Here is a 24,269-nt window from a genome sequence, read left to right on the forward strand (position 1 = left end):
AGAAAAGCGGCCGTTGGAGCATTCGGGGAGGACCATCATGAGCGCCGTCGAACTCGGCTCGGTTGCCGATCTTGCCAACACGACAAGCGGGCCGGACCAGATCTCGCGGCGGCTCGAGGCGTTGCCGACTTCCGGCTACGTCTGGCGGCTGGTGATCCTGCTTTCGCTCGGCGGCTGCTTCGAGATCTACGACCTGTTCTTCACCGGCTATATCGCGCCGGGCCTCGCCCGCAGCGGGCTGATGACCACGACGACGCAGGCCTTCTTCGGCTTCTCAGGGATCGGCGCCTTCGTCGCGGCGACCTTCGCCGGCCTGTTCATCGGCACCTTCTGCCTCGGCTTCCTCGCCGACCGTTACGGGCGCAAGGCGGTCTTCACCTTTTCGCTGCTGTTCTACAGCGCGGCGTCCGTGATCATGGCGTGCCAGACCACCCCTGGCGGGGTGCTGCTGTGGCGCTTCATCGCCGGAATCGGGATCGGCATCGAGGTCATCACCATCGATGCCTACATCACCGAGCTGGTGCCGAGCTGGATGCGCGGCCGGGCCTTTGCGATCAACCAGGCGGTGATGCTGTCGGCGGTGCCGATCGTCGCCGCGCTGTCGTGGTGGCTGGTGCCGCTCTCGCCCTACGGCATCGATGGCTGGCGCTGGGTGGTGCTGATCGGCGCCGCCGCCAGCATGATCATCTGGGTGTTGCGGCTCTACGTGCCGGAGAGCCCGCTCTGGCTGGCCCGGCATGGCCGCCTTGCCGAGGCCGAAAAGATCATGCGAACGCTCGAGGCCTCATCGCCTACCGCCGCACTGCGCCCTGCCGTTAAAGCCGCAATGGCGCCGGCGCGTGCGGCGGTCGAGACCGGCTATGCCGACTTGTTCCGGCCGCCCTACGCCTCGCTCGTCGTGCTCTTCATGATCTTCAATCTGTGCCAGGCATTCGGCGTCTACGGCTTCTCCAACTGGGTTCCGGCGCTGCTGGTCGAGAAGGGCATCAACGTCACCAAGAGCCTGCAATATTCCTTCATCATCGCCTTCGCCTATCCGCTCGCGCCGCTGCTGGCCGCAACCTTCGCCGACCGCTTCGAGCGCAAATGGATCATTTGCGGAGCGGCCGCCGCGATCTCGGTGTTCGGCCTTGCCTTCGCGCAGCTCACCGAGCCGGTGCTCTTGATCGCCAGCGGCGTGCTGGTGACCGGGGCCAACATGACGCTGTCCTACGCCTATCACGCCTACCAGACCGAGGTGTTCCCGACCGCGATCCGGGCCCGCGCGGCGGGCCTCGTCTATTCGATGAGCCGGCTCAGCGCGACCTTCTCCGGCTTCATCGTGGCGTTCATGTTGAAGGAGGCCGGCGTCAGCGGGGTGTTCGGCCTGATCACCGCCGCGATGGTCATCGTAATTATTACGATCGGTGTCTGGGGACCGAACGTCCGGGGCAAGCCGCTCGACGCCTAAAGCGGTTCGGTTCTGATTGGATCAAGAGCCGAGGCTCCAGATCCCTTCCTGACGCGATCCGGGGTTGGCGTTGCGCTCGAAAACGCTGTGACCGCGACACAAGCGGCACTTGCCGAAGCCATATTGGGTGGCTACCTCTGCGCTCGTCATTTTGACGAGGTCACCCGGTCATGTTCGATGCCGCCGTCAAGGCGCTCTCGCAAATCCTGTCGCCGCCGATGCGCACGATCCTGTGGCGTTCGATCGGGCTTGCGCTGGTGCTGATCACCGTGCTGGCAATCGGATTACAGCGGCTGCTGAGCTGGTTTGCCGACACTGGCGAGGTCTGGGCCGAAGGCATGCTCGGCCCCGGCTTCCATTCCACGCTGCACGTGCTGTCCTGGATCATCTCTATCTCGGCGGGGCTTGGCGTCGTGCTCGGCGGCATCTTCCTGATGCCCGCGATCACCTCGCTGGTGGCGAGCCTGTTTGTCGACGACGTCGCCGACCATGTCGAGCGCGAGCACTATCCGGCCGACCATCCCGGTACGGCGCTGCCGGTGACGCTCGCGACCATCGAGGGCGTCAAGACGGCGCTGCTGACGATCCTGGTCTATCTGGTCGCGCTGCCGTTCGTGCTGTTCGCGGGCGCGGGCTTCATCATCTTCTTCATCGCAACCGCCTGGCTGCTCGGCCGCGAATATTTCGAGCTCGCCGCGATGCGCTTCCGCTCGCCAGATGACGCCAAGGCGATGCGCAAGGAGAATGCGGCAACCGTGTTCACCGCCGGCCTGTTCATCGCGGCCTTCGTGTCGATCCCGATCGTCAATCTGGCGACGCCGCTGTTCGGGATGGCCTTCATGGTCCACATGTACAAGCGGCTGTCCGGCCCGCGGCGCGAACTGATCGAGCCGGCGCGGCGAAGCAACGTATCCTCGATCTAAAGCCTGATGAGATTAGGTTGAGCTGGAACGGCGTCGAAAGTTCACCTCTCCCTTGGGAGAGGTCGATTTGCGCAGCAAATCGGGTGAGGGGTTACGGTCTATCGAGAGCAAGAGCCCTCACCCGGATTGCTTCGCAATCCGACCTCTCCCCGACGGGGAGAGGTGAACCGAGACCGCACCAAGCCGATTCAACCAAAACTCATCCCGCTTTAGTTCGCATCCCGAGGCACCGTCAGCGATGCCGGCGTCCGATCGCGCGCGAATAACACCAGCAGAAGCCCGACGATCGCCACGCAGGCGAGCATCGCCCATGCCTCGTTGACGCTGAGGGCGAGCGACGCTCGCTCGACCAGCGGCCGGATAAACGCCACCGTCGCCTCGTCAGGCGGACCCGGCGGACGGTTGATCAGCAGCATTGGATCGAGGCCGATCGCCTGTGCCGCCGTGACGTCTCCCGCCAGCAGGCGCGCGCGAAACGCCTCGCCGTGGATCGGGCTTCGCCCGTAGAGGATGGTGTCGATCAAGGCGATCCCGATCGCGCCACCCAGATTACGCATCAGGTTGAACAGTCCGCTGGCGTCGGCAACCTCCGCCTCCGGCAGGGTGCCCAACGCAATGCGTGTCGGCGGCAGCAGACAGAACATGATCGCGACGCCGCGCACGATCTGCGGCCACAACATCTCGCCGAAATCAGCGGTGCGCGGCTGAATGGCGCTCAATCCGAGACCGAGCGCGAACAAGGCGAAGCCTGTCGCAGTCAACAAAAGCGCGCCGACGCGGCTTTCGAGGATTGCCGCCAATGGCGCGGCGATCAGCTGCGCAACCCCCGTGACCAGCATGATGGTGCCGATCTCGAAGGCATCATGGCGGCGGACGAAGCCGAGGAAGACCGGCATCAGATAGGTCGATCCATAGAGGCCGATGCCGAGGCAGAAGCTCAGGGCGCAACCGATCGCGAACGAACGCCGCTTGAACAAAGTCAATCGTGCGATCGGATCCGCCGCGCGGAGCGTGCGCCGGATCAGCAGCGCTATCCCGGCAAGGCTTCCGATCAGCAGGCTCAGGCAAGGGGTCGAAACCCAGCCGCGCTGCGGCGCTTCCTTCAGGCCGATCATGAGGCTTGCGAGCGCCGCTGCGAGCAGGACCAGCGACCACGTGTCCAGTCTGGCGAACGCGCGGAGATTCACGTCCTCTTTCGGAAGCAGCAGCGGCGTGACCGTCGCCGCAATCGTTCCCGGAACCAGGTTGATCAGGAACAGCCAAGGCCACGACCAGGTCTGCGTGATCCAGCCGCCGACAACCGGTCCAACGGTCGGCGCAAGCACCGCGACGACGCCGCCGATCGTGGTGGCCACCGCATGAAGCCGCGCCGGAAACAGCGTGAACACGGCGGAGAACACCGCAGGGATCAGGACGCCGCCGGAAAATCCCTGCAGCACGCGAAAGACCAGCAGCACGGCAAAGCCGCCACTGAAGGCGCAGCCGACCGAGGCGATGGTGAACAGGCTCACGGCGATCGCGAACAGCCATCGGAGCGACAGCGCGTGGGTGAACAATCCGGTCAACGGGATCGCGATCACCTCCGCGATCAGATAGGCGGTCTGGATCCAGCTCATCGCGGAAGGCGAGATTGCGAGCGCGCGCTGGATCGTCGGCAGCGACGTCGCGACGACCTGGATGTCGAGGATCGCCATGAACATGCCGAAGCACATCAGGAGGAAGCCTGCCCAGGTCGCCGCCGACGGGCTGTCGGTGCGATGCTCCGCCCGGTCGCTCATGGCGTGCTGACGCGCGGCCAGTCCGCAACCGAGAGAGCCCGGCTCTCGGCGCGAATCCGGATCGCAAGCACCGCGAGATTGAGTACGGTGAAGAGCAGCGCCAGCACCGGCAGATGCAATGCGAGCGGAAGCAGCGCGATCTCACCGACGACGACGGCATAGTTTGGATGCGGAAAATACCGGTACGGCCCGGATGCGACCAGCGGCGCACCCGGCAGCACGATGATCCGCGTGGTCCATCGCGGCCCGAGCGTAGCGAGTATCCACAGCCGCAAGCCTTGCAGCGCCAGATAGGCCGTGAGCATCGCCAGGTTGACATCCTGGTTACGACCCCAGATCCACAGCGCGCTCAGCCAGCCGGCATGAACCAGCACGATGAGCGGGTAGTGCCTGGCGCCGACCTCGATCGCGCCGCGCGCCAGCAGCCGCTCCGTGTTGCGGCGTGACAGCACGAGCTCACCGAGACGCTGCAGGGTGACCAGCGCCAGGATGACCGAAGCGAGGCTCATGCCACGTGCCTGAGCGCAACGCAGCTGAGCGTGAAGCCGGGCCCGAGCGCCGTGAGCAGCGAGCGCGGCGGCAAGCCCTTGGCGCGGGCGCGTTCGAGGACAAAGAGAACCGTCGGGGCCGACATGTTGCCGCACGCCGCGATGACGTCGCGTTCGTGATCGAGCGTGCCCTGATCGAGCGCCAGCGCCCGCTCCAGCGCGGCGATGACCTTGGTGCCGCCGGGATGGCAGAGGAAGCGATCGATATCACCGGCCGTCAGCTGCATCCGAGCCAGAATTTCGGCAACGGCCGGTCCAACATGGTCGCGGACGAAATCCGGAATGGTGCGCTGAAACACGACGCCGAATCCTTCCGGATCGACCGTCCAGCCCATGATGCCGAGCGTATCCGGCCACAGCTTTTCGCCGGCCGCCTCGATCCGCGTCGCACCGCCGTCGCCGGCGCGCAGCACGATCGCAGCAGCGCCATCGCCGAACAGGCTGGCCGCGACGATGTTCGCCTTGGTGAGCTCATCATGGCGAACCGCGAGCGTGCAGAGTTCGAGCGCGACCAGCAGCACGTTGGCACCCGGCTGCGCCTGCGCCAGCCGCGCCGCAATCGACAGGCCCGACACGCCGCCCGCGCAGCCGAGGCCGAACACCGGCACGCGCGACACATCAGTTCGCAGGCCGAGCTGGCCGGCGACGCGCGCCTCCAGCGTCGGCGTGGCGATGCCCGTCGAGCACACCGTGACCACGACGTCGATGTCGCTGCCGGTCAGGTCGGCACGGGCTATCGCCTTGCCGGCGACATCGACGAACAGCGCCTCCGCGCCTTCCAGGAACGCCTGCGTCCGCTCCGGCCAGCCGCGCCGTTCGAGATACCATTCGATCGGCTTCACGCCGTAGCGATGCTGGATGCCGGTGTTGGCGAACAGGCTGGAGAGCGTCTCGAATTCGGGATAGCGGTCGGCGAGAAGGTCGCGCGCGGCCTGCAGGATTTGTCCCTGATGGAACAGATGCGGTGGAACCGCCGTCGCCATGGAAACAAGCGCGGCCGTCTGCCTGGTATCGATCATCGTGGCTCCCGTTCCCCCGCTTGTGGAACCACGCGACCTGCAGAATATTTCAGACGCCCACGAGATAGCTGGGGCGCCGCATTCACTATAAGTTGACCCGACAGTGGCGCCGGCGATATCCGCGCAAATCAGGAAGCGGCAGCGCCCAACCTGCGCAGCACGTTCTTCACGAAGCCGAGCGGCACCGGCGACAGCGGACCTTGCGGCGCGCGCGTGATCAGCGCGACCAGGAACAGCGCCAGGATCGCGAGCCAGAAGCACAGCCAGAAGCCGTCGATGTAGGCGAGCGTGTTGGCCTCGCGCTGCACGAGGGCCGCGAGCGTGCCGATGGCACGTCCCGCCGCCGCCCCGATGCCGTGGCCGGAAAATTCACCCGCCAGCCGCTTCAGCAGGTTCACGACGTCGACATCGCCGTTCTGGACGTGCTGGCCGAGATAATTCGAATGGATCTGCTCGCGGACGCGCAGCCAGGTGCCCATCAATGCGATGCCGATCTCGGCACCGCCAAGCCGCATGATCTGGATATAGGCCGCGAAGGCAGTCGCTCGCGACGGATCTGAATTGGACAGCGCCATGATGATGATCGGCAACAGCGTGAACGCCTGTCCGACCGACGTGAGCAGGACGATGCCGACGAAATCCTCCCGCGCCCAGACATGGCTCAGCTGCGTACCCCAGAGATTGGCGGCAGCGAATGCCGAGAATCCCAGCACCACGACGACGCGCGGATCGAGATGGCGGAGCAGCAGGATCGAGACCGGCACCAGCACGAACATCGGCAGCGCGCCATAGGTGAACAGCAGCACGCCCGACTGCTCCGGCCGCAGCGCACCGACGGTACCGAGGAAATTCGGCACCAGCGACGAATTCGACAGGCCGGTCAGTGTGTACAGCAGGATGACGATCAGCGAGAGCCCGATATTGCGCGAGAACAGCACGTTGAAATGCGCCCACGGCCGGCGCGCGACCGTCTCGTTGATCATGAAGGCGATGATCAACAGCCCGCCGCCGATCAGCAGCGCCATCACGGTGCCCGACGACAGCCAGTCCAGCCGGTTGCCCTGATCGAGGCCGGCGTAAACCATCGCGAGGCCGGCGCCGAGCAGCAGCATGCCGCCCCAATCGGCATGGTGCAGCAGGTCGCGATTGACCGGCTCGTTCGGCGTGCCGAGATACACCATCAACCCCATCAGCGGCGCGATCACCGCGCCCTGCCAATACAGCCACTGCCAGCCGAGATGCTCGACATAGAATCCGACCAGCGAGCTCGACGAGTCCAGCGCGAAGCCGACACGGATCGCATACATCGCGATCGCCGGCAGCCACCAGCGGATCGGCAAATTGCGCAGGATGATCATCAGCGTCGCCGGCACGAAGGTGCCGAGCAGCATGCCGTGGGCGACGCTGAGCACGATCAGCGTCGTGTAGTCGTGCACGAACGGGATGGTCAGCGAGACCATGGCATAGACCAGGCTCGGAATCCCGAGCACGCGCCGCAGCCCGAACACGGTGGCGAGCCAGGCCACCGCGGGCGCGATGAAGATCTGCGAGCCGATCGCAGCGGTCGAGAGCCAGGCGCCCTCATCGAAGGTGAGCGAGAACGCGCCCCGCAGGTCGGGCAGGCCGACCGAGGTCAGGCGGCTGTCGAAATTCGCCAGGAACGCGCCGAGCAGCACGGCGACGACGGCGAACACCGGATAGCGTGCGACGTCGCCGCGCGAGACCGGGCCGCGCTCGCGCTCGTCACTTTCCGCCATTGGCGACCACCTCGCCGGTGTTGATCCGCGTGACCACCGACATGCCCGGCAGCAGCCGATCGAGCAGCGGCTGGCCCTTGTCGAACTGGATACGCACCGGGATGCGCTGCACCACCTTGGTGAAATTGCCGGTGGCGTTATCGGGCGGCAGCAGCGCGAATTGCGATCCACTCGCCGGCGCGATGCGCTCGACGACGCCGCGCAGCGTCTGGCCGGAGAATGTATCCACGGTGACCGCGACCGGCTGACCCGGCTTGACGTTGGTCAGCTGGGTTTCCTTGTAGTTGGCGATCACATAGACGTTGGGCAGCGGCACGACATTGATCAGATTGGTGCCGATGTTGACGTAATCGCCCGGCTGCACCTGCCGCTCGCCGGTGACGCCGTCGAACGGCGCGACGATCCTGGTGTAGCCGAGCTTGAGCTTCGCCGATGCCAGCAGCGCCCTGGCGGCGTCGAGGTCGGCGGCGCGCTGCTTCTTGGTGCCCTGCAGGACCTCGAGCTGATGGCGCTGCGCGGCGATCACCGCACGGCTGGCCTGCACGTCGGCCTCCGACTTGGCATAGGATGCGGTGGCCTGCTCGAGCCGCTGCCGCGTGCCGGCGTCGGTTTGCGACAGCGATTGCTGACGCTCTTGCTCCTGGCGTGCCAGGGTCTGCTGCGCCTCCGCGGACAGCCGCGAGGCCTCGGCCTGCGCGATGGTCGCATATTGCAGCTCGACCTGGTTGTTGAGGTTGTCGAGCGCGGCCTGCGCGCCGACCACACCGGCCTCGGCCTGCGCGACCTGCGCCTGATAGTCGGCAGGATCGATCTGCACCAGGAGATCGCCGGCCTTGACGCGCTGGAAATCGGAGATGGCGACGGTGAGCACTTCGCCGGACACGCGGCTCGAGAGCTGGGTCAACTCGGCGCGCACATAGGCATCATTGGTGGTCTGGATCGTGGCGCTGCCGACCCAGGCGTCCCAACGCGTGGTCGCCACCGCAACGAATGCAAGCGCAGCCAGCACCGCAAACAGCGGAATGGCAAAACGGCTCCAGAAGCCGCTCGCCGCAGGCTGCGGCTTGACTGGCGTCGTCACTGGTGCGGACGCGGTCTGGCCGACTTGTGACGGACCGTCTTGAACCTGCTCTGCCACACCACACTCCCCTCAATCACACGCGCCGAACGCCGGGCGCGTCACTTACCACATGACGATCATGGCTCAGACGGTTTTCTCCGGCCACCGGCAAAGGTCATTGATCAGGCACACGTCGCAACGCGGACCGCGCGCGAGGCAGGTGTAGCGGCCGTGCAGGATCAGCCAGTGATGGGCGTGCAGCATGAACTCGGTCGGGATGACCTTCTCCAGTCCCAGCTCGACCTCGAGCGGCGTCTTGCCGGGCGCGAGACCGGTGCGATTGCCGACGCGAAACACATGGGTGTCGACCGCCATCGTGTGTTCGCCGAACGCCATGTTGAGCACGACATTCGCAGTCTTGCGGCCCGCGCCGGGCAATGATTCGATTTCGGCACGGGTGCGCGGCACCTCGCCACCGAATTCGGCGATCAGCTTCTCGGACAGCGCGATGACGTTCCTGGCCTTGTTGCGATAGAGCCCGATGGTCTTGATGTAGTCGCGCACCTTGTCTTCGCCGAGCTCAAGCATCTTCTCCGGCGTGTCGGCGATCGCAAACAGCGCCCGCGTCGCCTTGTTGACGCCGGCATCGGTTGCCTGTGCCGACAACACCACCGCGACCAGCAGCGTGTAGGGGTTGAGGTGCTCGAGCTCGCCCTTCGGCTCGGGATTGGCTTCGCGGAACCGGTCGAAGGCCTCGTAGACTTCCTCCGCCGTCCATGGCTTCGGCTTTGCGGTTTTCTTGTCGGTTTTCTTGGCAGCCTTCTTTGCCACGCTTTTGGGCAGCGGCTTTGCCGCTTTCGCGGCTTTCTTCTTCGGCGCGGACCGAACGCTTGAAGTGCTGGCGCGTTGAGAGCGGATGATTTTGGCCATGAACGGGATATACTGATACGTCATGACCACAGGCAACGACTTTGATCCGGGCGAAGACCCCAGGGCCAATGACCTCGACGCCGATGCGCCCGAGGCGGAGCCGAAACTGTTTTCGGCGCTGCTGACGCCGCACCGCTCGCTGAATCGCACCGGCTTTATCGTGCTGATGTCGTTCGTCACGGTGATCAGCTTCATCGCCGGCACGGTGTTCTGGTGGCTGGGCGCCTGGCCGATCTTCGGTTTCTTCGGCCTCGACGTGCTGGTGATCTACTGGGCGTTCAAGGTCAATTTCCGCTCCGCCAAAGCGAGCGAGGAGATCACCGTCACGCCGTCGGAACTGCGGGTGCGCAGGATCAGTCACCGCGGCCATGTGGCGGAATGGGTGCTCAATCCGGTCTGGGTGCGGTTCGAGCAGATCTCGCATGAGGAGTTCGGCATCGAGCGGCTTTATCTGGTGTCCCGCGGCCGCCGGGTCAGCGTCGGCAGCTTCTTGGGACCTGACGAAAAGGCAAGCTTTTCCAAGGCCTTGACGGCCGCGCTGAACACCGCGAAACGCGGCCCGACCTACAATCCCATTGCTTGATCGAGCTTATTTTTGAGCATGATCTTGCCGGAAAACCGGTCCCCACTTTTCCGGATCATGCTTGTCAGAAATCGGGTGGTTTGGATGCGCCATGGCTCCTAAATCAGACACCATGATGACACTCGCCATACACGACCAGCGCCTGCCAAGCCGGGCCTCCAGAGCGCCGCGATGCGCGACTACGACTCGGTGCGGCGCGCCATCGCGTTCATCTCGGAGCACTGGCGCACGCAGCCGACCATCGAAGCGATGGCCGATGCCGCCGCGGTGACGCCGGATGAACTGCACCATCTGTTCCGCCGCTGGGCCGGGTTGACGCCGAAGGCTTTCATGCAGGCGCTGACCCTGGATCACGCCAAGAACCTGCTGCGCGATTCCGCCAGCGTGCTCGACGCCGCACTCGACTCGGGTCTTTCAGGCCCGGGACGGCTGCACGATCTGTTCGTCACGCATGAGGCGATGTCGCCCGGCGAATGGAAGACCGGCGGCGGCGGCATGACGCTGCGCTTCGGCTTCCACCCCTCGCCGTTCGGCACCGCGATCGTGATCGCGACGGACCGCGGGCTCGCGGGCCTTGCCTTCGCCGACCCGGGCGACGAGCAGACCGCGTTCGCCGACATGAAGCGGCGCTGGCCGAACGCGACCTTTGTCGAGGACGCCGACGGCACCACCGCACTGGCGCAACGCGTATTCGATACGCGGTTGTGGCGCGCGGACCAGCCGCTGCGCGTCGTGCTGATCGGCACCGACTTCGAGGTGCGGGTGTGGGAAACGCTGCTCAAGGTCCCGATGGGCCGCGCGGTGAGCTACTCCGACATCGCCAGCAAGATCAACAGCCCGAAGGCCTCGCGCGCCGTCGGCGCCGCGGTCGGCCGCAATCCGGTGTCGTTCGTGGTGCCCTGCCATCGCGCACTCGGCAAGAGCGGCGCGTTGACCGGCTATCACTGGGGCATCACCCGCAAGCAGGCGATGCTGGGCTGGGAAGCCGGCCAGGTGGGGCTGCACTAAAGCGAACGCGCTCTTTCACCGTCACCCCCGCGCAAAGGCTTCGCCTTTGTCGCTGGAGGAGCGCAAAGCGCGTCTCGAAGGGTCGACGGCCCGGCTGGTGGCCGATTCATCCTTCGAGACGCGCTTCGCGCTCCTCAGGATGACGGGTTGAGCGGTTGAGCGTTCCCTAAGCCGCGAGATCGACCTTGGAGGCAACAGTGGAATCGGCGTTGAGCCGATAGACCACCGGCGCGCCAGTCGCGAGTTCGCGCTTGAGGATCTGCTCCGGCGAAAGCTTTTCCAGCACCATGATCAGCGCGCGCAGCGAATTGCCGTGGGCGGCGATCAGCGTGCGCTGGCCGCGCAGCACGCCGGGCAGGATCTCCTGCACGTAGTAGGGCAGCGTGCGCGCCAGGGTATCCTTGAGGCTCTCGCCGCCGGGCGGCGGGACGTCGTAGGAGCGGCGCCAGACCAGGACCTGGTCCTCGCCCCATTTCTTGCGGGCGTCGTCCTTGTTGAGGCCGGAGAGATCACCGTAGTCGCGCTCATTGAGCGCCAGATTCTTCGTGGTGGGCAATCCGGTCTGGCCGATCTGCTCCAGCATCAGCTTCAGCGTGTGCTGCGCACGCGTCAGGTCTGAGGTAAAGGCAACGTCGAACGACAGACCCTGCGCCTTCAGCTTGCGGCCGGCGTCCTTGGCCTCAGTGATGCCCTGCTCGGTGAGATCGGGATCCTTCCACCCGGTGAACAGGTTCTTCAGATTCCATTCGCTCTGACCGTGACGAACGAGCACAAGAAGACGATCACTCATTTCAGATTCCGTTTTCGCTTGGCTGGATTTGATTTCGTCGCGCGGTCTCAGTCGCTCAACCCGAGAACGTCGGTCATCGAATACATGCCGGGCTTCTTGCCGTGCGCCCACAGCGCCGCCTTCAGCGCGCCCTGCGCGAACAGCGCCCGATCCTCGGCATGATGCGACAGCGTGATGCGCTCCGAGGGGCCCGCGAAGATCACGCTGTGATCGCCGGCCGCGGTGCCGCCGCGCAGCGAGGCAAAGCCGATATCGCCGGCACGCCGCGCGCCGGTCAGGCCGTCGCGGCCGCGCGCCGAATGCTGCTCCAGCGCGATTCCGCGTCCGGCAGCGGCAGCTTCGCCGAGCATCAAGGCGGTGCCCGACGGCGCATCGATCTTGGACCTGTGATGCAGCTCGAGAATTTCGATGTCAAAGCTCTGGTCGAGCGATTGCGCGACGCGCTTGACCAGCGCGGCAAGCAGGTTGACGCCGAGGCTCATATTGCCCGACTTCACCACGATGGCGCGGTTGGTGACGCTGCGGATCACCGCGTCGTCGGACTGCGACAGGCCGGTGGTGCCGATGACGTGAACGAGGCCGCGCTCGGCGGCGATCGCGACATTGGCGATGGTCGCGGCCGGCACGGTGAAATCCAGGATGCCGTCGGCAGCCGCCGACATCGACCACAGGTCGGCCGACAGCTTGACGTCGTTGGCGGGAAGGCCGGCGAGCACGCCGGCGTCCTTGCCGAGCAGTTCCGAGCCCGGCGCTTCCAGCGCGCCGACCAGCACCGCCCCCGGGGTTTCGGAAATCACCCGCGTCAGCGTGCGGCCCATCCGGCCGCCGGCTCCCGCAACAATCAGACGCATGTCAGCCATGGCTCACCTCTCACCGCCGTATAAAGCATGATCCGGCAAAGTGGAAACCGGTTTTCCGGCGCAACAACATGCCTAAACGACGGCCATCGGAGGCTTGTTCCGAGCAGCCGAAACGGCGGCCCGGCGTCCGGGCTACGGACTGTCATGCCCCTCGATGATAATCAGGTCGGCGATCGAGTGTGGCTGCCGCACCTTGATGTTGGCCTGGTATTCCGGCGATTGGTAGCAAGCGACCGCGGTCGCGTAATCGGGGAATTCGATCACGACGTTGCGCGAACGGCTCTGGCCCTCCACGCCGGTGAACTTGCCACCGCGAACGATGAACTTGCCGCCGAATTTCTGGAAGATGGCGGGGTTGGCCGCCATGTAGGGCTTGTAGCCCTCCTCATTGTGAACGTCGACGCGTCCAATCCAGTATCCCTTCGCCATCTCTGTTCTCCCTTGTTGTTGGTTCAGGCGAGCGCCTCGGCGATCTCGGTGTGAATGGCTTCGGCCGCGGCCTTCGGATCGGCGGCTTCCATCACCGGACGTCCGACCACCAGATAGTCGGCGCCGGCGGCAATGGCACGGGCCGGCGTCATGATGCGCTTCTGATCACCGGTCGCCGAACCCGCGGGGCGAATGCCAGGGGTCACCAGGTTCATCTGTTCGCCCACGATCTTGCGCAGGGCGGCGGCTTCCTCGGGCGAGCTGACGAGGCCGTCGACACCGAGCGCCTGCGCCTGCCTGGCGCGCGCTTCGACGAGATCGGAGACGTTGAGGCGATAGCCCGCCGCGTGCAGGTCGCTGTCGTCGTAAGAGGTCAGCACCGTCACCGCGAGGATCTTCAGGCCGGAGCCGGCACGCGCCTCGGCCGCCGCCTTCATGGTCTGCGGGTAGGCATGCACGGTGAGAAAGGTCGCGCCGAGAGCGGCGACGCTTTCGACCCCGCGCGCGACCGTGTTGCCGATGTCGTGCAGCTTGAGATCGAGAAAGACCTTCTTGCCGCTGCCAGCAAGCTGCTTCGCCAGCGTAAGCCCGCCGGCGTAACCGAGTTGATATCCGATCTTGTAGAAGGTGACGCTGTCGCCGAGCCGGTCGATCATCGCCTCGGCGCTGGCGACCGACGGCAAATCGAGCGCCACTATCAACCGGTCTCTTGGAGCGATCCTTGGAGCGATCTTGGCTGGCTGCATGTCACCTCACATCATGCGTTCGGAATGGTCGACCAGCTGCCGCACCAGCGCCCGCATCGTGTCGATGTCGGCCTGGTGCTTCAGACGATCCATGTCGTCATAGGCCTGCTCGGCGAATGACAGCGCAAGCTGGTTCGGGATCACGGCGGCATGGCACGCCGTCAGGATCAGGCGCAGCGCCGCCAGCGCGCGCGTGCCGCCGAGCCGGTTGCCGGATGCCGCTGCGATCGCGAAGGCGCGACCGTGGAACACCTGGCCACGGGTCTCGTTCGGATCCTGCACACGGCTCACCCAGTCGATCGTGTTCTTCACCAGCGCCGGCACCGAGGAATTGTATTCCGGCGTCACGATCAGCACGCCATGATGGGCGCCGATCATCCGCTTCAGATTGACGGCATGCTGCGGCACGCCCGATTTGGCCTGCAAATCGCCGTCATAGATCGGCAGCGGAAAATCGCCGAGCGAGATACGGGTGACGTCGGCCCCCGACTGCGCGAGCGCCTGCGCCAGCACGGCGGCCAGCTTCGCATTGAGCGAGCCTGATCGAAGCGATCCGGGGATCACGAGGATTTTCAGCGCGGACATTTCGAAATCGCGGTTGGGGCACGCGCCCGGCGCGACAACGCAGGGCGAGCATTTTCTCTGAAAATGCTCTTAGCGAATGTTCTGCGCGTATTCCATGCGCAAAACCGGTACCCACTTTTGCGGGAATACGCGTCAGCCCTTGCGATACACCCAGACCCGCGCGGGCGGAAGGTTCATCCAGATCCGCTCGGACGCTTCCGTGGACACGCCGGGCAGCGACTTCGGAATTGGGGGCGCCACCGAATAGGTGAACTGGACGAACGGCGCACCGGGCGCCAGTGCCAGGAAGGCGTCGCGGACCAGCTTCAGGCGGGTCAGCATCGGCTTGGTGACGAGCGGCAGGCCGGAGACCACGGCCGAGGCCGGAGACTTCATGACGTCCCACAACGTATCGCGAAGCCTGTAGGCGTCGCCCTGGACCACCTTGGCCTGCGGATAGCGTTCGCGCAGCAGCGCGCAGAAGCCGGGATTGTACTCAACCAGGACGAGACGCTTTTGATCGACGCCGTGCTCGATCAGTGCGTTGGTGATCGCGCCGGTGCCGGGTCCGAGCTCGACAACCGGTCCTTCGGCTTCGGGGTCGACATATTGCGCCATGGTGCGTGCGAGCAGCCGTCCGGACGGCATCACCGCGCCCATATGCAGCGGCTTCTCGATCCATGAACGGAGAAAACGAACCTCGTCATCAAGACGGAGGGGCTTCTTCGACGCACGCACGGACGATTGCAGAGGCATGTCGCTACCAGGCGGGACCGCGCACAATCGAGCGGTTGTCAGAAAACAGTCATAAACACGTATAGATCGAAGTCGTTACGGTCAAGCATAACGACTGCGGCTAGACGGAGCGACTTCCGAAGAAGTCCTTGACCTTAGAGAAGAAACCCGCAGCCTCCGGCTGAGTTGCGCCGGACGAGAGTTTTTCGAACTCCATCAGCAATTCTTGCTGCTTCTTGGTCAGATTCTGCGGCGTTTCGACCACAACCTGGACATACATGTCGCCGGTCTGGCGCGAGCGGAGCACCGGCATACCCTTTGATGCGATGCGGAATCGGCGGCTGGACTGGGTCCCCGCCGGCACCTTCACCTTGGTCTTGCTCTTGTCGATGGTCGGCACCTCGAACTCGCCGCCGAGGGCCGCGGTCACCATCGAGATCGGCACGCGGCAGTGCAGGTCGGCGCCGTCGCGCTGGAAGAACTGGTGGGTGGTCAACGACAGGAAGATGTAGAGGTCGCCGGGCGGTCCGCCGCGGACACCGGCCTCGCCTTCGCCGGCGAGACGAATCCGGGTGCCGTCCTCGACGCCCGGAGGAATGTTGACCGACAGCGTGCGCTCGCGCGTCACCCGGCCGGACCCGGCGCAGGAGGCGCAGGCGTCCTCGATCATCTGGCCGCGGCCCTGACAGCCAGGGCAGGTCCGCTCCAGCGTGAAGAAGCCCTGGGCCTGCCGGATACGGCCGGCGCCGCCGCAATGCGAGCAGGTCTTCGGCTTGGTGCCGACCTTGGCGCCGGTGCCGGAGCAGGATTCGCAGGTGACCGAGACCGGTATCTCGATCTGCGCGGTCTTGCCCTGGAAGGCCTCCTCGAGCGTGATCTCCATGTTGTAGCGCAGGTCGGCACCGCGTTCGCGGCCGCCGCTGCCGCGGCGCTGCCCGGCCATGCCGAACAGATCCTCGAAGATGTCGGAGAAGGAGGAGGCGAAGCCGGCGCCGAAGCCGGGACCGCCACCGCCCATACCCTGCTCGAAAGCGGCATGGCCGAAGCGGTCATAGGCGGCGCGCTTGTCGCCGTCCTTCAGCACCTCATAGGCTTCGTTGATTTCCTTGAACCGGACCTCGCTGGTGGCGTCGCCCGGATTCTTGTCCGGATGCCATTTCATCGCGAGCTTGCGGAAAGCCGATTTCAGCTTGGTCTCGTCCGCGTTCCGCTCGACCTCGAGGGTCTCGTAATAGCAGCGCTTGGTGGACATCCTTCAATTCCGTCCGAAGTTCGTCGCGATCGCCAAGGATTGCGCAAGGGATTGCGTCAAGGATTGCGCCTGTCTGGAAGATGCAGCGATCGCCTTAAAGAAAAATGACCCCCACTCCTCCGAGACGCGTCGCGTGCTCTTTGGTGTGAGGGTCATGATCGCAAGCCCGCTTAGGCAGACTTCTTGTTGTTCTTGTCGTCGTCGACCTCGGTGAACTCCGCGTCGACAACGTCATCCTTTGCAGCGTCCTTGGCCGCATCGGCCTCGGCCTGCTGCTTGTACATGGCCTCGCCGAGCTTCATCGAAGCCTGTGCCAGTGTGTTGGTCTTGGCCTTGATGGCCTCGGCGTCGTCGCCCTTCAGCGCTTCCTTGAGGTCGCTGACGGCGTCTTCGATTGCGCGACGATCCGTCTCCGGGATCTTCGAGCCGTGCTCGGCCAAAGCCTTTTCGGTCGAATGAACCAGACCATCGGCATGGTTCTTGGCGTCGACCGCTTCGCGGCGCTTCTTGTCCTCGGCCGCATTGGCCTCGGCGTCCTTGACCATCTTGTCGATGTCGGCCTCGGACAGACCGCCGGATGCCTGGATCCGGATCTGCTGTTCCTTGCCGGTCGCCTTGTCCTTGGCCGAGACGTTGACGATGCCGTTGGCGTCGATGTCGAAGGTCACCTCGATCTGCGGCATGCCGCGCGGAGCCGGCGGAATGCCCATCAGGTCGAACTGGCCGAGCATCTTGTTGTCGGCCGCCATTTCACGCTCGCCCTGGAAGACGCGGATGGTGACGGCGCCCTGATTGTCTTCGGCCGTCGAGAACACCTGGCTCTTCTTGGTCGGGATCGTGGTGTTGCGGTCGATGATACGGGTGAACACGCCGCCCAGCGTCTCGATGCCCAGCGACAGCGGGGTCACGTCGAGCAGCAGCACGTCCTTGACGTCGCCCTGCAGCACGCCGGCCTGGATCGCAGCGCCGATCGCGACGACTTCGTCGGGATTGACGCCCTTGTGCGGCTCCTTGCCGAAGAACTGCTTCACCACTTCCTGGATCTTCGGCATGCGGGTCATGCCGCCGACCAGCACCACTTCACCGATCTCGCCGGCGGTCAGGCCGGCATCCTTCAGCGCCTTGCGGCACGGCTCGATGGTCTTCTCGACGAGGTCGGCCACCAGCGCCTCGAACTTGGCGCGGGTCAGCTTCATCGTCAGATGCTTCGGACCGGTCTGGTCAGCCGTGATGAACGGCAGATTGATTTCGGTCTGCGTGGTCGACGACAGCTCGATCTTTGCCTTCTCGGCGGCTTCCTTCAGGCGCTGCAGAGCGAGCTTGTCGTTGCGCAGGTTGATGCCCTGCTCCTTCTGGAACTCGTCGGCGAGGTAGCCGACCAGGCGCATGTCGAAGTCTTCACCACCGAGGAAGGTGTCGCCGTTGGTCGACTTCACCTCGAACACGCCGTCGCCGATCTCGAGGATCGAGACGTCGAAGGTGCCGCCGCCGAGATCGTACACCGCGATCGTGCCGGCCTTCGTCTTGTCGAGACCGTAGGCGAGCGCGGCTGCCGTCGGCTCGTTGATGATGCGCAGCACTTCGAGGCCGGCGATCTTGCCGGCGTCCTTGGTGGCCTGACGCTGCGCGTCGTTGAAATAAGCAGGAACCGTGATGACGGCCTGATCGACCTTCTGGCCGAGATGCGCCTCAGCGGTCTCCTTCATCTTCTGCAGAATGAAGGCCGAGACCTGCGAGGGCGAATAGGTCTTGCCGTCGGCTTCGACCCAGGCATCGCCGTTCGATGCTTTGACGATCTTGTAGGGAACGAGCTTCTTGTCCTTTTCGACCATCGGGTCGTCATAGCGGCGGCCGATGAGGCGCTTCACCGCAAAGAACGTACGCTCGGGATTGGTCACCGCCTGGCGCTTCGCCGGCTGTCCGACGAGGCGCTCGCCATCGTCAGTGAAAGCAACGATCGACGGCGTCGTTCGCATGCCCTCGGCATTCTCGATCACCTTGGCGTTCTTGCCATCCATCACGGCGACGCACGAATTCGTGGTGCCGAGGTCGATCCCAATGACCTTACCCATGGTTTTGATATCCTCTTTGCTACGGCAGGTTGGTTGGGCCCTGACGGCGCTCCGTACCGAACCCCCAGACGTTCACATACTCGCGATATTGCGACGGTGAGCCTGATATAGGAGAGAGGGTCCTGCCCGCAAGGACTGGACGCAACGTTGAGGCCTGAAAAGACTGACGTTTGAAAGATTGTGTCAGCCCGGCTACGGCACCGGTTCAAGCCCAGACCAAGTTAACAAATCGGCAATGATGCCGCCCGCCGTCGACCGCGACGTCAGCGGCGCGACGTCAGCGCTGTTGAGTGAACACTCACAAACGTCGTATGCGAGAGCGGCGCACGGGTCGAGGGCGCGCTGTTTGGCCGCTGGCGGCCACAGGTGGTCGTTCCTGGAAACGTCGGGAAACTGGAAAGTGCCCGCCAATCAAGGCGAAAAGCCCATGGAATCGAGCCGGCTGGCCTGGAGCGGAGATTTGGCGGCCTGTTGCAGGGCCATCAAAACCGCTAAAAGCGGTTCGACTGAAGAGGCCATCCAGCCCTGCACCGGCCCGTTGCGCGGCCACCAAGCAAAACCGGTAGATCCCCCATGACGCCTTTTCGAGTTCTCGTTGCGGTTGCCTTGCTGATTGCTGCCACCTGTCGTGGCTTTGCCGCCGACGTGGTGTTTCCGCCGGGCGCGCATGTCGGGATGAAACCGCTGGTGGGGCTCGTCCGCGCCAAATCCTTCATCGGCTTCGAGACCGAGGACCAGGGCGTCAAGGTCCTGATCGCCGACCTGCCCGCGGACGCCTACAACGAGGTCGTGACTGCCTTCAAGGCCAACCCGGCCGGCACCGGAAACATCAAGCCCGAAAGCCTCGAGACGCCGGCCGGCCTCGCCTACTACACCGCGGAGAGCGCCCGCGACGGCGCCAGCAATGTGCGGCGCTATTCCATGATCCTGCCGGGGCCGACCTTCTCCGGCTATGTCGCGGTGCAGGTGCCGCAGAACGCCAGCAAGATCTACACCGACGACGCCGTCCGGCAGATGTTCGCCTCCGCCGAAATCCGCAAGGAGGTGCCGGTCGACGAGCAGCTCTCCATGATGCCGTTCAAGGTCACCGAGCTCAGCGGTTTCAAGAACATCCGCATGCTGGCGCCGGGCGCAGCGCTGTTGATGGCCGACGGCGACGACAAGGCCCTTGAGGCCAGTCCCTTCATGCTGCTCGGCATCATCGCTTCGGCACCGGCAACGCCCGATGACCGCGGCCGCTTTGCCCAGCAGATCGCCACCACGATCCCCGGCGTGCGCGACGGGCGGATCACCATGTCCGAACCGATCCGGATCGACGGCCAACCCGGCTTCGAGACCCGGATTGACGCCATCAGCGGCAAGGACAACACCCCGGTGACCATCGTGCAGTGGCTGCGGTTCGGCGCGCAGACATCGCTGCGCATCATCGGCAGCTCGCCGCGTACCGATTGGGTGACGGCCTTCCCGCGCTTCCGCGCGGTCCGCGACGGCATCCAGCCGCGCGGCTGATCGGCCTTTCGTAAAGCCGGTCGGAAAAATCCCACTTTCGTCGCTCGCCGAACGGAACTAGCCTCCTCGCGCGGTATCAAAGCGAGGAGGGGCGCGATGTTGGATCGACGACAGATAGTTGCAGGCCTCGGCACATTGGCGCTTGCGACCCTGGTTCCCAAAGGTCTCTGGGCGGCTGCGATCAAGCCCGACGATGGCTCCGCGCTGCTCGTGATCGACGTCCAGAACTGCTTCCTGCCCGGCGGCAGTCTCGCGGTGAAGGACGGTGAGCAGGTGGTGCCTGTCATCAACAAGATCGCCAAGAGCTTTGCCAATGTGGTGATGACGCAGGACTGGCACACGCCCGGACACATCTCGTTTGCCTCGGTCCATGCCGGCAAGAAGCCGTTCGAGACCATCGACCTCGCCTACGGCAAGCAGGTGCTCTGGCCCGATCACTGCGTGCAGGGCACCGATGGTGCTTCCCTGTCGAAGGAACTCGCGATCCCGCAGGCCGAGCTCATCATCCGCAAGGGTTTTCACAAGGACGTCGACAGCTACTCCGCCTTCACCGAAGCCGACGGCAAGACCACCACCGGGCTCGCCGCCTATCTGAAGGCGCGCAATGTCGCGCGGGTTTTCGTGGCCGGGCTCGCCACCGATTTCTGCGTGGCATGGACCGCGCTCGATGCGCGCAAGGCCGGCTTCGAAACCTATGTCGTGGAAGACGCCTGCCGCGGCATCGACACGCAGGGATCGCTCGCCAAGGCCTGGGCCGACATGGACAAGGCCGGCGTCAAGCGGATCCAGTCGTCGGACATCGCGTAGGCATTCCGCGCGAGATCCACATGGCCGAGCTTGAGGCCCCCGTCGCATTCGACTTCGCGCGACGCCCGCCGTCGCCGCGCATGGCGGGCCTGATTGTCGGAATTACGGGTTACCGCGAGACGGCGGCAGGCCACTTCTTCCATCGTCAGACCGCACCGCTGATCGTGCCGTTGATCATCAGCTTCGGCTCGCCCTATCTGATCGCGCTCGCGCGTCAGCCTGGACCATCCGACCGTCAGCTTAGCTTCACGGCCGGACTGCACGCCGGCCCCGTCAACATCGAGTCAGACGGCTGCGCCGAATCCGTGCAGGTGGATTTCACGCCGCTTGGCGCCTATCGCTTCTTCGGCGGCGCCATTGCCGAGCTCACCGGGCGCATGGTCGATCTTGGCGATGTGCTGGGCCGCGATGGGCGGCGGCTGCGCGAGCAAATCGGCGCTGTACCGTGCTGGCGGCGCCGCTTCGACCTGATTGAGGATTTCGTGCTTCGCCGCCTCGGCCGCGGGCCGTCCGAGGAAGTCGCGTTCGCTTATCAAAAGTTGGCGCGCTCGGGCGGCACAGCTCGGATCACGGCGATCGCTTCGGAGATCGGTTGGAGCCGTAAGCACCTCGCTGGCCGGTTTCGATCCGAGCTCGGCCTCGCGCCCAAGCCGGTAGCGCGCATGATGCGCTTTCATCAGGCTTGCCGGCTTGCGCAGGCTGGCGCAGCCGACGGCTGGGCCGCAATCGCTGCGGAGAGCGGTTACGCCGATCAAGCCCATCTTGCCCGCGAGTTCGTCGAGTTTGCCGGAGAACCACCGACCGCTTGGGCGCGCCGCCTGATGCTGACCGACAGCCGGCTTTCCCATTCCGGCGAGCTGCAGCCGGACTGGTAACAAACCTTCAAGCCGAAGCCGGATTGCCTCGTGCAGAGTGGCGCCATCAGCCCAGGAGGTGAGCCCCCATGACGCACGACATCGAACCGCCCCGCATCTATCCGACCCTGCGCTGCAAGGACGCCGAGGCGATGATCGGCTGGCTCAAGACCGTGATCGGATTCACCGAGCACGTGGTCTACCGCGACGGCGGCGTGATCCACCATGCCGAGCTCGCCTACGGTTCCTCGATGCTGATGCTGGGCCAGAGCCGCGACGATGCCTATGGCAGGTTGGTCGGCGATGCAGCCGGCCGCCGCACCGATTCAATCTACATCGCCGTCGACGATCCCGACGCCTTGCACGCGAAGGCCCGGGCAGTGGGTGCCAAGATCGAAATGGAGCTGCGCGACACCGACTATGGCAGCCGTGATTTCGCCTGCCGTGACCCGGAGGGAAATCTCTGGAGCTTCGGCACCTATTGGCCGAAGGCCCACGAGAAGCCGCTGCCGTGAAACGACAGCAGCACGCTCACAGCTCCAGAGCCGTCGTCGGAGCGATCAGACCGTGATGTCGGCGCTCGGAGCGGCCTTGGCGCCGCCCTTGGAGACGCCGACCAGCGCCGGACGCAGGATGCGCTCGCCGATCATGTAGCCGGCCTGCACGACCTGCACCACCGTGCCCGACGGCACCGAGGTGTCCGGTACCTCGAACATCGCCTGCTGGAAGTTCGGATCGAACTTCTCGCCGATCGGATCGAACTTCTTGACGCCGTTCTTCTCCAGCGCGTTGAGCAGGGACCGCTCGGTCAACTCGACGCCTTCGATCAGCGCCTTCAGGCCGGGATCGGCGGCTTCCTTGGTCTCGGCCGGCACCGCGTCGAGCGCGCGCTGCAGATTGTCGGCGATATCGAGCACGTCGCGGGCGAAACCGGTGATGCCGTAAGTCTTGGCGTCGGCAACCTCGCGGCGGGTGCGCTGACGGAGGTTCTCCATCTCGGCCAGCGTACGCAGCGTGCGGTCCTTCGCCTCGGCGAGTTCCTTGGTCAGCGCCTCAACCGATCCGACCTCGGGATCGTCAGGCATGATGTAGGGCTTCGAGACCACGGGTTCACCCGTCGGCGCCGAATTCTCGGTGTTGTCATTGGCCCGGTTCGGATCGGTCATGGCTTGCCTTCTCGAAAACTCGCGTCGGTTCAAATCTTGGGGATTGCTGCCCGGGATATCGTGCTTTGGGCGGCGAAAATCAAGCGCAACATGCCGGCTTCGGGAACAGGGACCTCCGGCTTGGGTGACGAAAACCCGTCAAATGAAAGCGAAATGCACTCCGATCAGCCGCCCAGCATCTTGCTGACGATGCGCGCGGCGTAATCGACGGTCGGAATCACCCGCGCATAGTTCAGCCGCGTCGGTCCGATCACGCCGAGGACGCCGACGATCCGGCCCTGGGCGTCGCCATATGGCGCGATGATGGTGGAGGAACCCGACAGCGAGAACAACTTGTTCTCCGAGCCGATAAAAATCCGCACGCCCTCGCCGCGCTCGGCACGGCCAAGCAGATCGATCACGCCGCGCTTGGTCTCGAGATCGTCGAACAGCGACTTGATCCGTTCGAGATCGTCGAGCGCATGCAGATCCTCGAGCAGATTGGCGTGACCACGCACGATCAGCTGGCGGTCCTCGCTCTCGCCGCCGGACCAGCTCGCGATGCCGGCCGCGACGACCTTTTGCGTAAGCTGATCGAGCTCGGCGCGGTTTTGCGTCAATGCCGTTTCGAGCTCGAGCCGCGCTTCGGCCAGCGTCCGGCCGCGGATCCGCGCATTGAGGAAATTGGTGGCCTCCGTCAGGGCCGAAGACGGAACGCCCGGCGGCAGCGCCAGCACCCGGTTTTCGACCTGGCCGTCTTCGCCGACCAGCACGACCAGCGCCTTCTCCGGCTCCAGCCGCACGAATTCGATGTGCTTCAGCCGCGCATTCGACTTCTGCGTCAGCACCACCGCCGCGGCACGGGTCAGCCCCGACAGCCGCGTCAACGCTTCGCCCAGCGCCGCCTCGACCGATTGCGCACGACCGACCGCTGCCAGCTGGGTCTGGATCGACTGACGCTCGGCCTCTGTGAGGTCGCCGACCTGCATCAGGGCGTCGACGAAGAAGCGCAGGCCGAGTTCGGTCGGCAGCCGGCCGGCCGAGGTGTGCGGCGCATAGATCAGGCCGAGCTGTTCGAGGTCCGACATCACATTGCGGACCGAGGCCGGCGACAGCGGTAATGCGATCAGCCGCGAGATGTTGCGCGAACCGACCGGCTCGCCGGTCGCGAGATAGCTTTCGACGATTTGACGAAAAATGTCGCGCGAACGCTCGTTGAGCTGGGCGAGCCCGGCATGCGGCGCGATCAGGCCTATCGGATCGTGGTGCGTCAAACTCCAGTCCTTCACAATTGCTGCCTAATTTGTCGCTCCCGGAGGCCGGTGACAAGCATGCATTCGGCTTCCTGGCACCGGACCATTCCGGGGCCGAAAACCCTCGCCAAATCCCTTGCCAAAACCCTTGCCGCTGCCGCTTCCCCCTCCTACAAGCACGCCCAGCCCTATCTCTC

At 64.9% G+C, this 24,269-nt stretch carries 23 protein-coding genes and 1 pseudogene; 8 read left to right on the forward strand and 16 right to left on the reverse strand.

The features are described from left to right. Positions 1–37 precede the first annotated feature (37 nt). Both ACE10Z_RS43070 and ACE10Z_RS43075 read left to right on the forward strand, forming a co-directional pair. A complete protein-coding gene (locus ACE10Z_RS43070; RefSeq protein WP_375786093.1) occupies positions 38–1,450 on the forward strand; it encodes an MFS transporter in 1,413 nt (470 codons plus the stop codon). Between the two features lie 170 nt (positions 1,451–1,620). Beyond that, positions 1,621–2,373: a sulfate transporter family protein gene (locus tag ACE10Z_RS43075; RefSeq protein WP_375786094.1), complete on the forward strand. Its 753-nt coding sequence runs from the start codon at positions 1,621–1,623 to the stop codon at positions 2,371–2,373. A gap of 209 nt (positions 2,374–2,582) precedes the next feature. Here ACE10Z_RS43075 and ACE10Z_RS43080 read toward each other — a convergent pair whose 3' ends face one another. The 6 genes from ACE10Z_RS43080 to nth form a co-directional block, all read right to left on the reverse strand. Next, positions 2,583–4,151, reverse strand: coding sequence for a DHA2 family efflux MFS transporter permease subunit (locus tag ACE10Z_RS43080; RefSeq protein WP_375786095.1), 1,569 nt, complete (start codon positions 4,149–4,151; stop codon positions 2,583–2,585). Beyond that, entirely contained in the window at positions 4,148–4,660 is a 513-nt protein-coding gene (locus ACE10Z_RS43085) for an isoprenylcysteine carboxyl methyltransferase family protein (RefSeq protein ID WP_375786096.1), read from the reverse strand. Before ACE10Z_RS43085 ends, ACE10Z_RS43080 begins: the two co-directional genes overlap by 4 nt. Continuing rightward, positions 4,657–5,718, reverse strand: a complete 1,062-nt coding sequence (locus tag ACE10Z_RS43090) for a type III polyketide synthase (protein WP_375786097.1) — start codon at positions 5,716–5,718, stop codon at positions 4,657–4,659. The genes ACE10Z_RS43085 and ACE10Z_RS43090 overlap by 4 nt, the downstream gene beginning before the upstream one ends. A 128-nt stretch (positions 5,719–5,846) precedes the next feature. Next, positions 5,847–7,475: an MFS transporter gene (locus ACE10Z_RS43095; protein WP_375786098.1), complete on the reverse strand. Its 1,629-nt coding sequence runs from the start codon at positions 7,473–7,475 to the stop codon at positions 5,847–5,849. Then, a complete protein-coding gene (locus ACE10Z_RS43100) occupies positions 7,462–8,613 on the reverse strand; it encodes an HlyD family secretion protein (RefSeq protein WP_375786099.1) in 1,152 nt (383 codons plus the stop codon). Before ACE10Z_RS43100 ends, ACE10Z_RS43095 begins: the two co-directional genes overlap by 14 nt. Before the next feature lie 66 nt (positions 8,614–8,679). Beyond that, positions 8,680–9,465: an endonuclease III gene (nth, locus tag ACE10Z_RS43105; RefSeq protein ID WP_375786100.1), complete on the reverse strand. Its 786-nt coding sequence runs from the start codon at positions 9,463–9,465 to the stop codon at positions 8,680–8,682. A 22-nt stretch (positions 9,466–9,487) separates the two neighbouring features. On the opposite strand from nth, the gene ACE10Z_RS43110 reads away from it, so the two are divergent. Both ACE10Z_RS43110 and ACE10Z_RS43115 read left to right on the forward strand, forming a co-directional pair. Further along, complete coding sequence (locus ACE10Z_RS43110; protein WP_375786101.1) at positions 9,488–10,048, forward strand: DUF2244 domain-containing protein; 561 nt, start codon at positions 9,488–9,490, stop codon at positions 10,046–10,048. Positions 10,049–10,160: 112 nt separating this feature from the next. Next, positions 10,161–11,056, forward strand: a pseudogene (locus ACE10Z_RS43115) (methylated-DNA--[protein]-cysteine S-methyltransferase). 166 nt (positions 11,057–11,222) lie between these two features. Here the strand turns inward: ACE10Z_RS43115 and ACE10Z_RS43120 are convergent. The 8 genes from ACE10Z_RS43120 to dnaK form a co-directional block, all read right to left on the reverse strand. Then, the gene (locus tag ACE10Z_RS43120; RefSeq protein ID WP_375786102.1) at positions 11,223–11,846 is read right to left on the reverse strand and encodes a 2,3-bisphosphoglycerate-dependent phosphoglycerate mutase; all 624 of its coding nucleotides are present in this window, start codon (positions 11,844–11,846) and stop codon (positions 11,223–11,225) included. Positions 11,847–11,893: 47 nt separating this feature from the next. Then, positions 11,894–12,706: a 4-hydroxy-tetrahydrodipicolinate reductase gene (dapB, locus tag ACE10Z_RS43125; protein ID WP_375786103.1), complete on the reverse strand. Its 813-nt coding sequence runs from the start codon at positions 12,704–12,706 to the stop codon at positions 11,894–11,896. 132 nt (positions 12,707–12,838) lie between these two features. Beyond that, on the reverse strand, positions 12,839–13,135 hold the full coding sequence (locus ACE10Z_RS43130) for a DUF1330 domain-containing protein (protein WP_375786104.1): 297 nt from the start codon (positions 13,133–13,135) through the stop codon (positions 12,839–12,841). Positions 13,136–13,158: 23 nt separating this feature from the next. Next, on the reverse strand, positions 13,159–13,881 hold the full coding sequence (gene pyrF, locus ACE10Z_RS43135; RefSeq protein WP_375786105.1) for an orotidine-5'-phosphate decarboxylase: 723 nt from the start codon (positions 13,879–13,881) through the stop codon (positions 13,159–13,161). A 6-nt stretch (positions 13,882–13,887) separates the two neighbouring features. Continuing rightward, the gene (locus ACE10Z_RS43140) at positions 13,888–14,466 is read right to left on the reverse strand and encodes an NADPH-dependent FMN reductase (RefSeq protein ID WP_375786106.1); all 579 of its coding nucleotides are present in this window, start codon (positions 14,464–14,466) and stop codon (positions 13,888–13,890) included. 132 nt (positions 14,467–14,598) lie between these two features. Continuing rightward, entirely contained in the window at positions 14,599–15,201 is a 603-nt protein-coding gene (locus ACE10Z_RS43145) for a class I SAM-dependent methyltransferase (RefSeq protein WP_092120946.1), read from the reverse strand. Positions 15,202–15,301: 100 nt separating this feature from the next. Beyond that, positions 15,302–16,432, reverse strand: a complete 1,131-nt coding sequence (dnaJ, locus tag ACE10Z_RS43150) for a molecular chaperone DnaJ (protein ID WP_375786107.1) — start codon at positions 16,430–16,432, stop codon at positions 15,302–15,304. Positions 16,433–16,602: 170 nt separating this feature from the next. Beyond that, positions 16,603–18,504, reverse strand: a complete 1,902-nt coding sequence (gene dnaK, locus ACE10Z_RS43155; protein ID WP_097671378.1) for a molecular chaperone DnaK — start codon at positions 18,502–18,504, stop codon at positions 16,603–16,605. A gap of 573 nt (positions 18,505–19,077) precedes the next feature. On the opposite strand from dnaK, the gene ACE10Z_RS43160 reads away from it, so the two are divergent. The 4 genes from ACE10Z_RS43160 (at position 19,078) to ACE10Z_RS43175 (ending at position 22,189) form a co-directional block, all read left to right on the forward strand. Beyond that, positions 19,078–20,013 (forward strand): hypothetical protein, encoded by a 936-nt coding sequence (locus ACE10Z_RS43160; RefSeq protein WP_375786108.1) that lies wholly within the window; start codon positions 19,078–19,080, stop codon positions 20,011–20,013. Between the two features lie 96 nt (positions 20,014–20,109). Next, positions 20,110–20,820, forward strand: a complete 711-nt coding sequence (gene pncA, locus ACE10Z_RS43165; RefSeq protein WP_375786109.1) for a bifunctional nicotinamidase/pyrazinamidase — start codon at positions 20,110–20,112, stop codon at positions 20,818–20,820. A 20-nt stretch (positions 20,821–20,840) separates the two neighbouring features. Next, the gene (locus ACE10Z_RS43170) at positions 20,841–21,695 is read left to right on the forward strand and encodes a helix-turn-helix domain-containing protein (protein WP_375786110.1); all 855 of its coding nucleotides are present in this window, start codon (positions 20,841–20,843) and stop codon (positions 21,693–21,695) included. Between the two features lie 68 nt (positions 21,696–21,763). Beyond that, positions 21,764–22,189, forward strand: coding sequence for a VOC family protein (locus ACE10Z_RS43175; RefSeq protein ID WP_375786111.1), 426 nt, complete (start codon positions 21,764–21,766; stop codon positions 22,187–22,189). 45 nt (positions 22,190–22,234) lie between these two features. Here ACE10Z_RS43175 and grpE read toward each other — a convergent pair whose 3' ends face one another. After that, a complete protein-coding gene (gene grpE, locus ACE10Z_RS43180) occupies positions 22,235–22,840 on the reverse strand; it encodes a nucleotide exchange factor GrpE (protein ID WP_375786112.1) in 606 nt (201 codons plus the stop codon). 164 nt (positions 22,841–23,004) lie between these two features. Next, on the reverse strand, positions 23,005–24,093 hold the full coding sequence (gene hrcA / locus ACE10Z_RS43185) for a heat-inducible transcriptional repressor HrcA (protein ID WP_021078184.1): 1,089 nt from the start codon (positions 24,091–24,093) through the stop codon (positions 23,005–23,007). Between the last annotated feature and the right edge of the window lie 176 nt (positions 24,094–24,269).

Source organism: Bradyrhizobium sp. Pha-3, from assembly GCF_042258615.1.
Taxonomy (GTDB): domain Bacteria; phylum Pseudomonadota; class Alphaproteobacteria; order Rhizobiales; family Xanthobacteraceae; genus Bradyrhizobium.

Coding starts and splice junctions, on each gene's coding strand:
- dnaK (WP_097671378.1), bottom strand. CDS start 18,504: ATGGGTAAGGTCATTGGGATCGACCTCGGCACCACGAATTCGTGCGTC.
- ACE10Z_RS43160 (WP_375786108.1), top strand. CDS start 19,078: ATGACGCCTTTTCGAGTTCTCGTTGCGGTTGCCTTGCTGATTGCTGCC.
- ACE10Z_RS43130 (WP_375786104.1), bottom strand. CDS start 13,135: ATGGCGAAGGGATACTGGATTGGACGCGTCGACGTTCACAATGAGGAG.
- ACE10Z_RS43175 (WP_375786111.1), top strand. CDS start 21,764: ATGACGCACGACATCGAACCGCCCCGCATCTATCCGACCCTGCGCTGC.
- pyrF (WP_375786105.1), bottom strand. CDS start 13,881: ATGCAGCCAGCCAAGATCGCTCCAAGGATCGCTCCAAGAGACCGGTTG.
- ACE10Z_RS43095 (WP_375786098.1), bottom strand. CDS start 7,475: ATGGCGGAAAGTGACGAGCGCGAGCGCGGCCCGGTCTCGCGCGGCGAC.
- nth (WP_375786100.1), bottom strand. CDS start 9,465: ATGGCCAAAATCATCCGCTCTCAACGCGCCAGCACTTCAAGCGTTCGG.
- ACE10Z_RS43085 (WP_375786096.1), bottom strand. CDS start 4,660: ATGAGCCTCGCTTCGGTCATCCTGGCGCTGGTCACCCTGCAGCGTCTC.
- ACE10Z_RS43080 (WP_375786095.1), bottom strand. CDS start 4,151: ATGAGCGACCGGGCGGAGCATCGCACCGACAGCCCGTCGGCGGCGACC.
- ACE10Z_RS43170 (WP_375786110.1), top strand. CDS start 20,841: ATGGCCGAGCTTGAGGCCCCCGTCGCATTCGACTTCGCGCGACGCCCG.
- dnaJ (WP_375786107.1), bottom strand. CDS start 16,432: ATGTCCACCAAGCGCTGCTATTACGAGACCCTCGAGGTCGAGCGGAAC.
- ACE10Z_RS43070 (WP_375786093.1), top strand. CDS start 38: ATGAGCGCCGTCGAACTCGGCTCGGTTGCCGATCTTGCCAACACGACA.
- pncA (WP_375786109.1), top strand. CDS start 20,110: ATGTTGGATCGACGACAGATAGTTGCAGGCCTCGGCACATTGGCGCTT.
- ACE10Z_RS43140 (WP_375786106.1), bottom strand. CDS start 14,466: ATGTCCGCGCTGAAAATCCTCGTGATCCCCGGATCGCTTCGATCAGGC.
- dapB (WP_375786103.1), bottom strand. CDS start 12,706: ATGGCTGACATGCGTCTGATTGTTGCGGGAGCCGGCGGCCGGATGGGC.
- ACE10Z_RS43110 (WP_375786101.1), top strand. CDS start 9,488: ATGACCACAGGCAACGACTTTGATCCGGGCGAAGACCCCAGGGCCAAT.
- ACE10Z_RS43145 (WP_092120946.1), bottom strand. CDS start 15,201: ATGCCTCTGCAATCGTCCGTGCGTGCGTCGAAGAAGCCCCTCCGTCTT.
- ACE10Z_RS43120 (WP_375786102.1), bottom strand. CDS start 11,846: ATGAGTGATCGTCTTCTTGTGCTCGTTCGTCACGGTCAGAGCGAATGG.
- ACE10Z_RS43075 (WP_375786094.1), top strand. CDS start 1,621: ATGTTCGATGCCGCCGTCAAGGCGCTCTCGCAAATCCTGTCGCCGCCG.
- ACE10Z_RS43090 (WP_375786097.1), bottom strand. CDS start 5,718: ATGATCGATACCAGGCAGACGGCCGCGCTTGTTTCCATGGCGACGGCG.
- grpE (WP_375786112.1), bottom strand. CDS start 22,840: ATGACCGATCCGAACCGGGCCAATGACAACACCGAGAATTCGGCGCCG.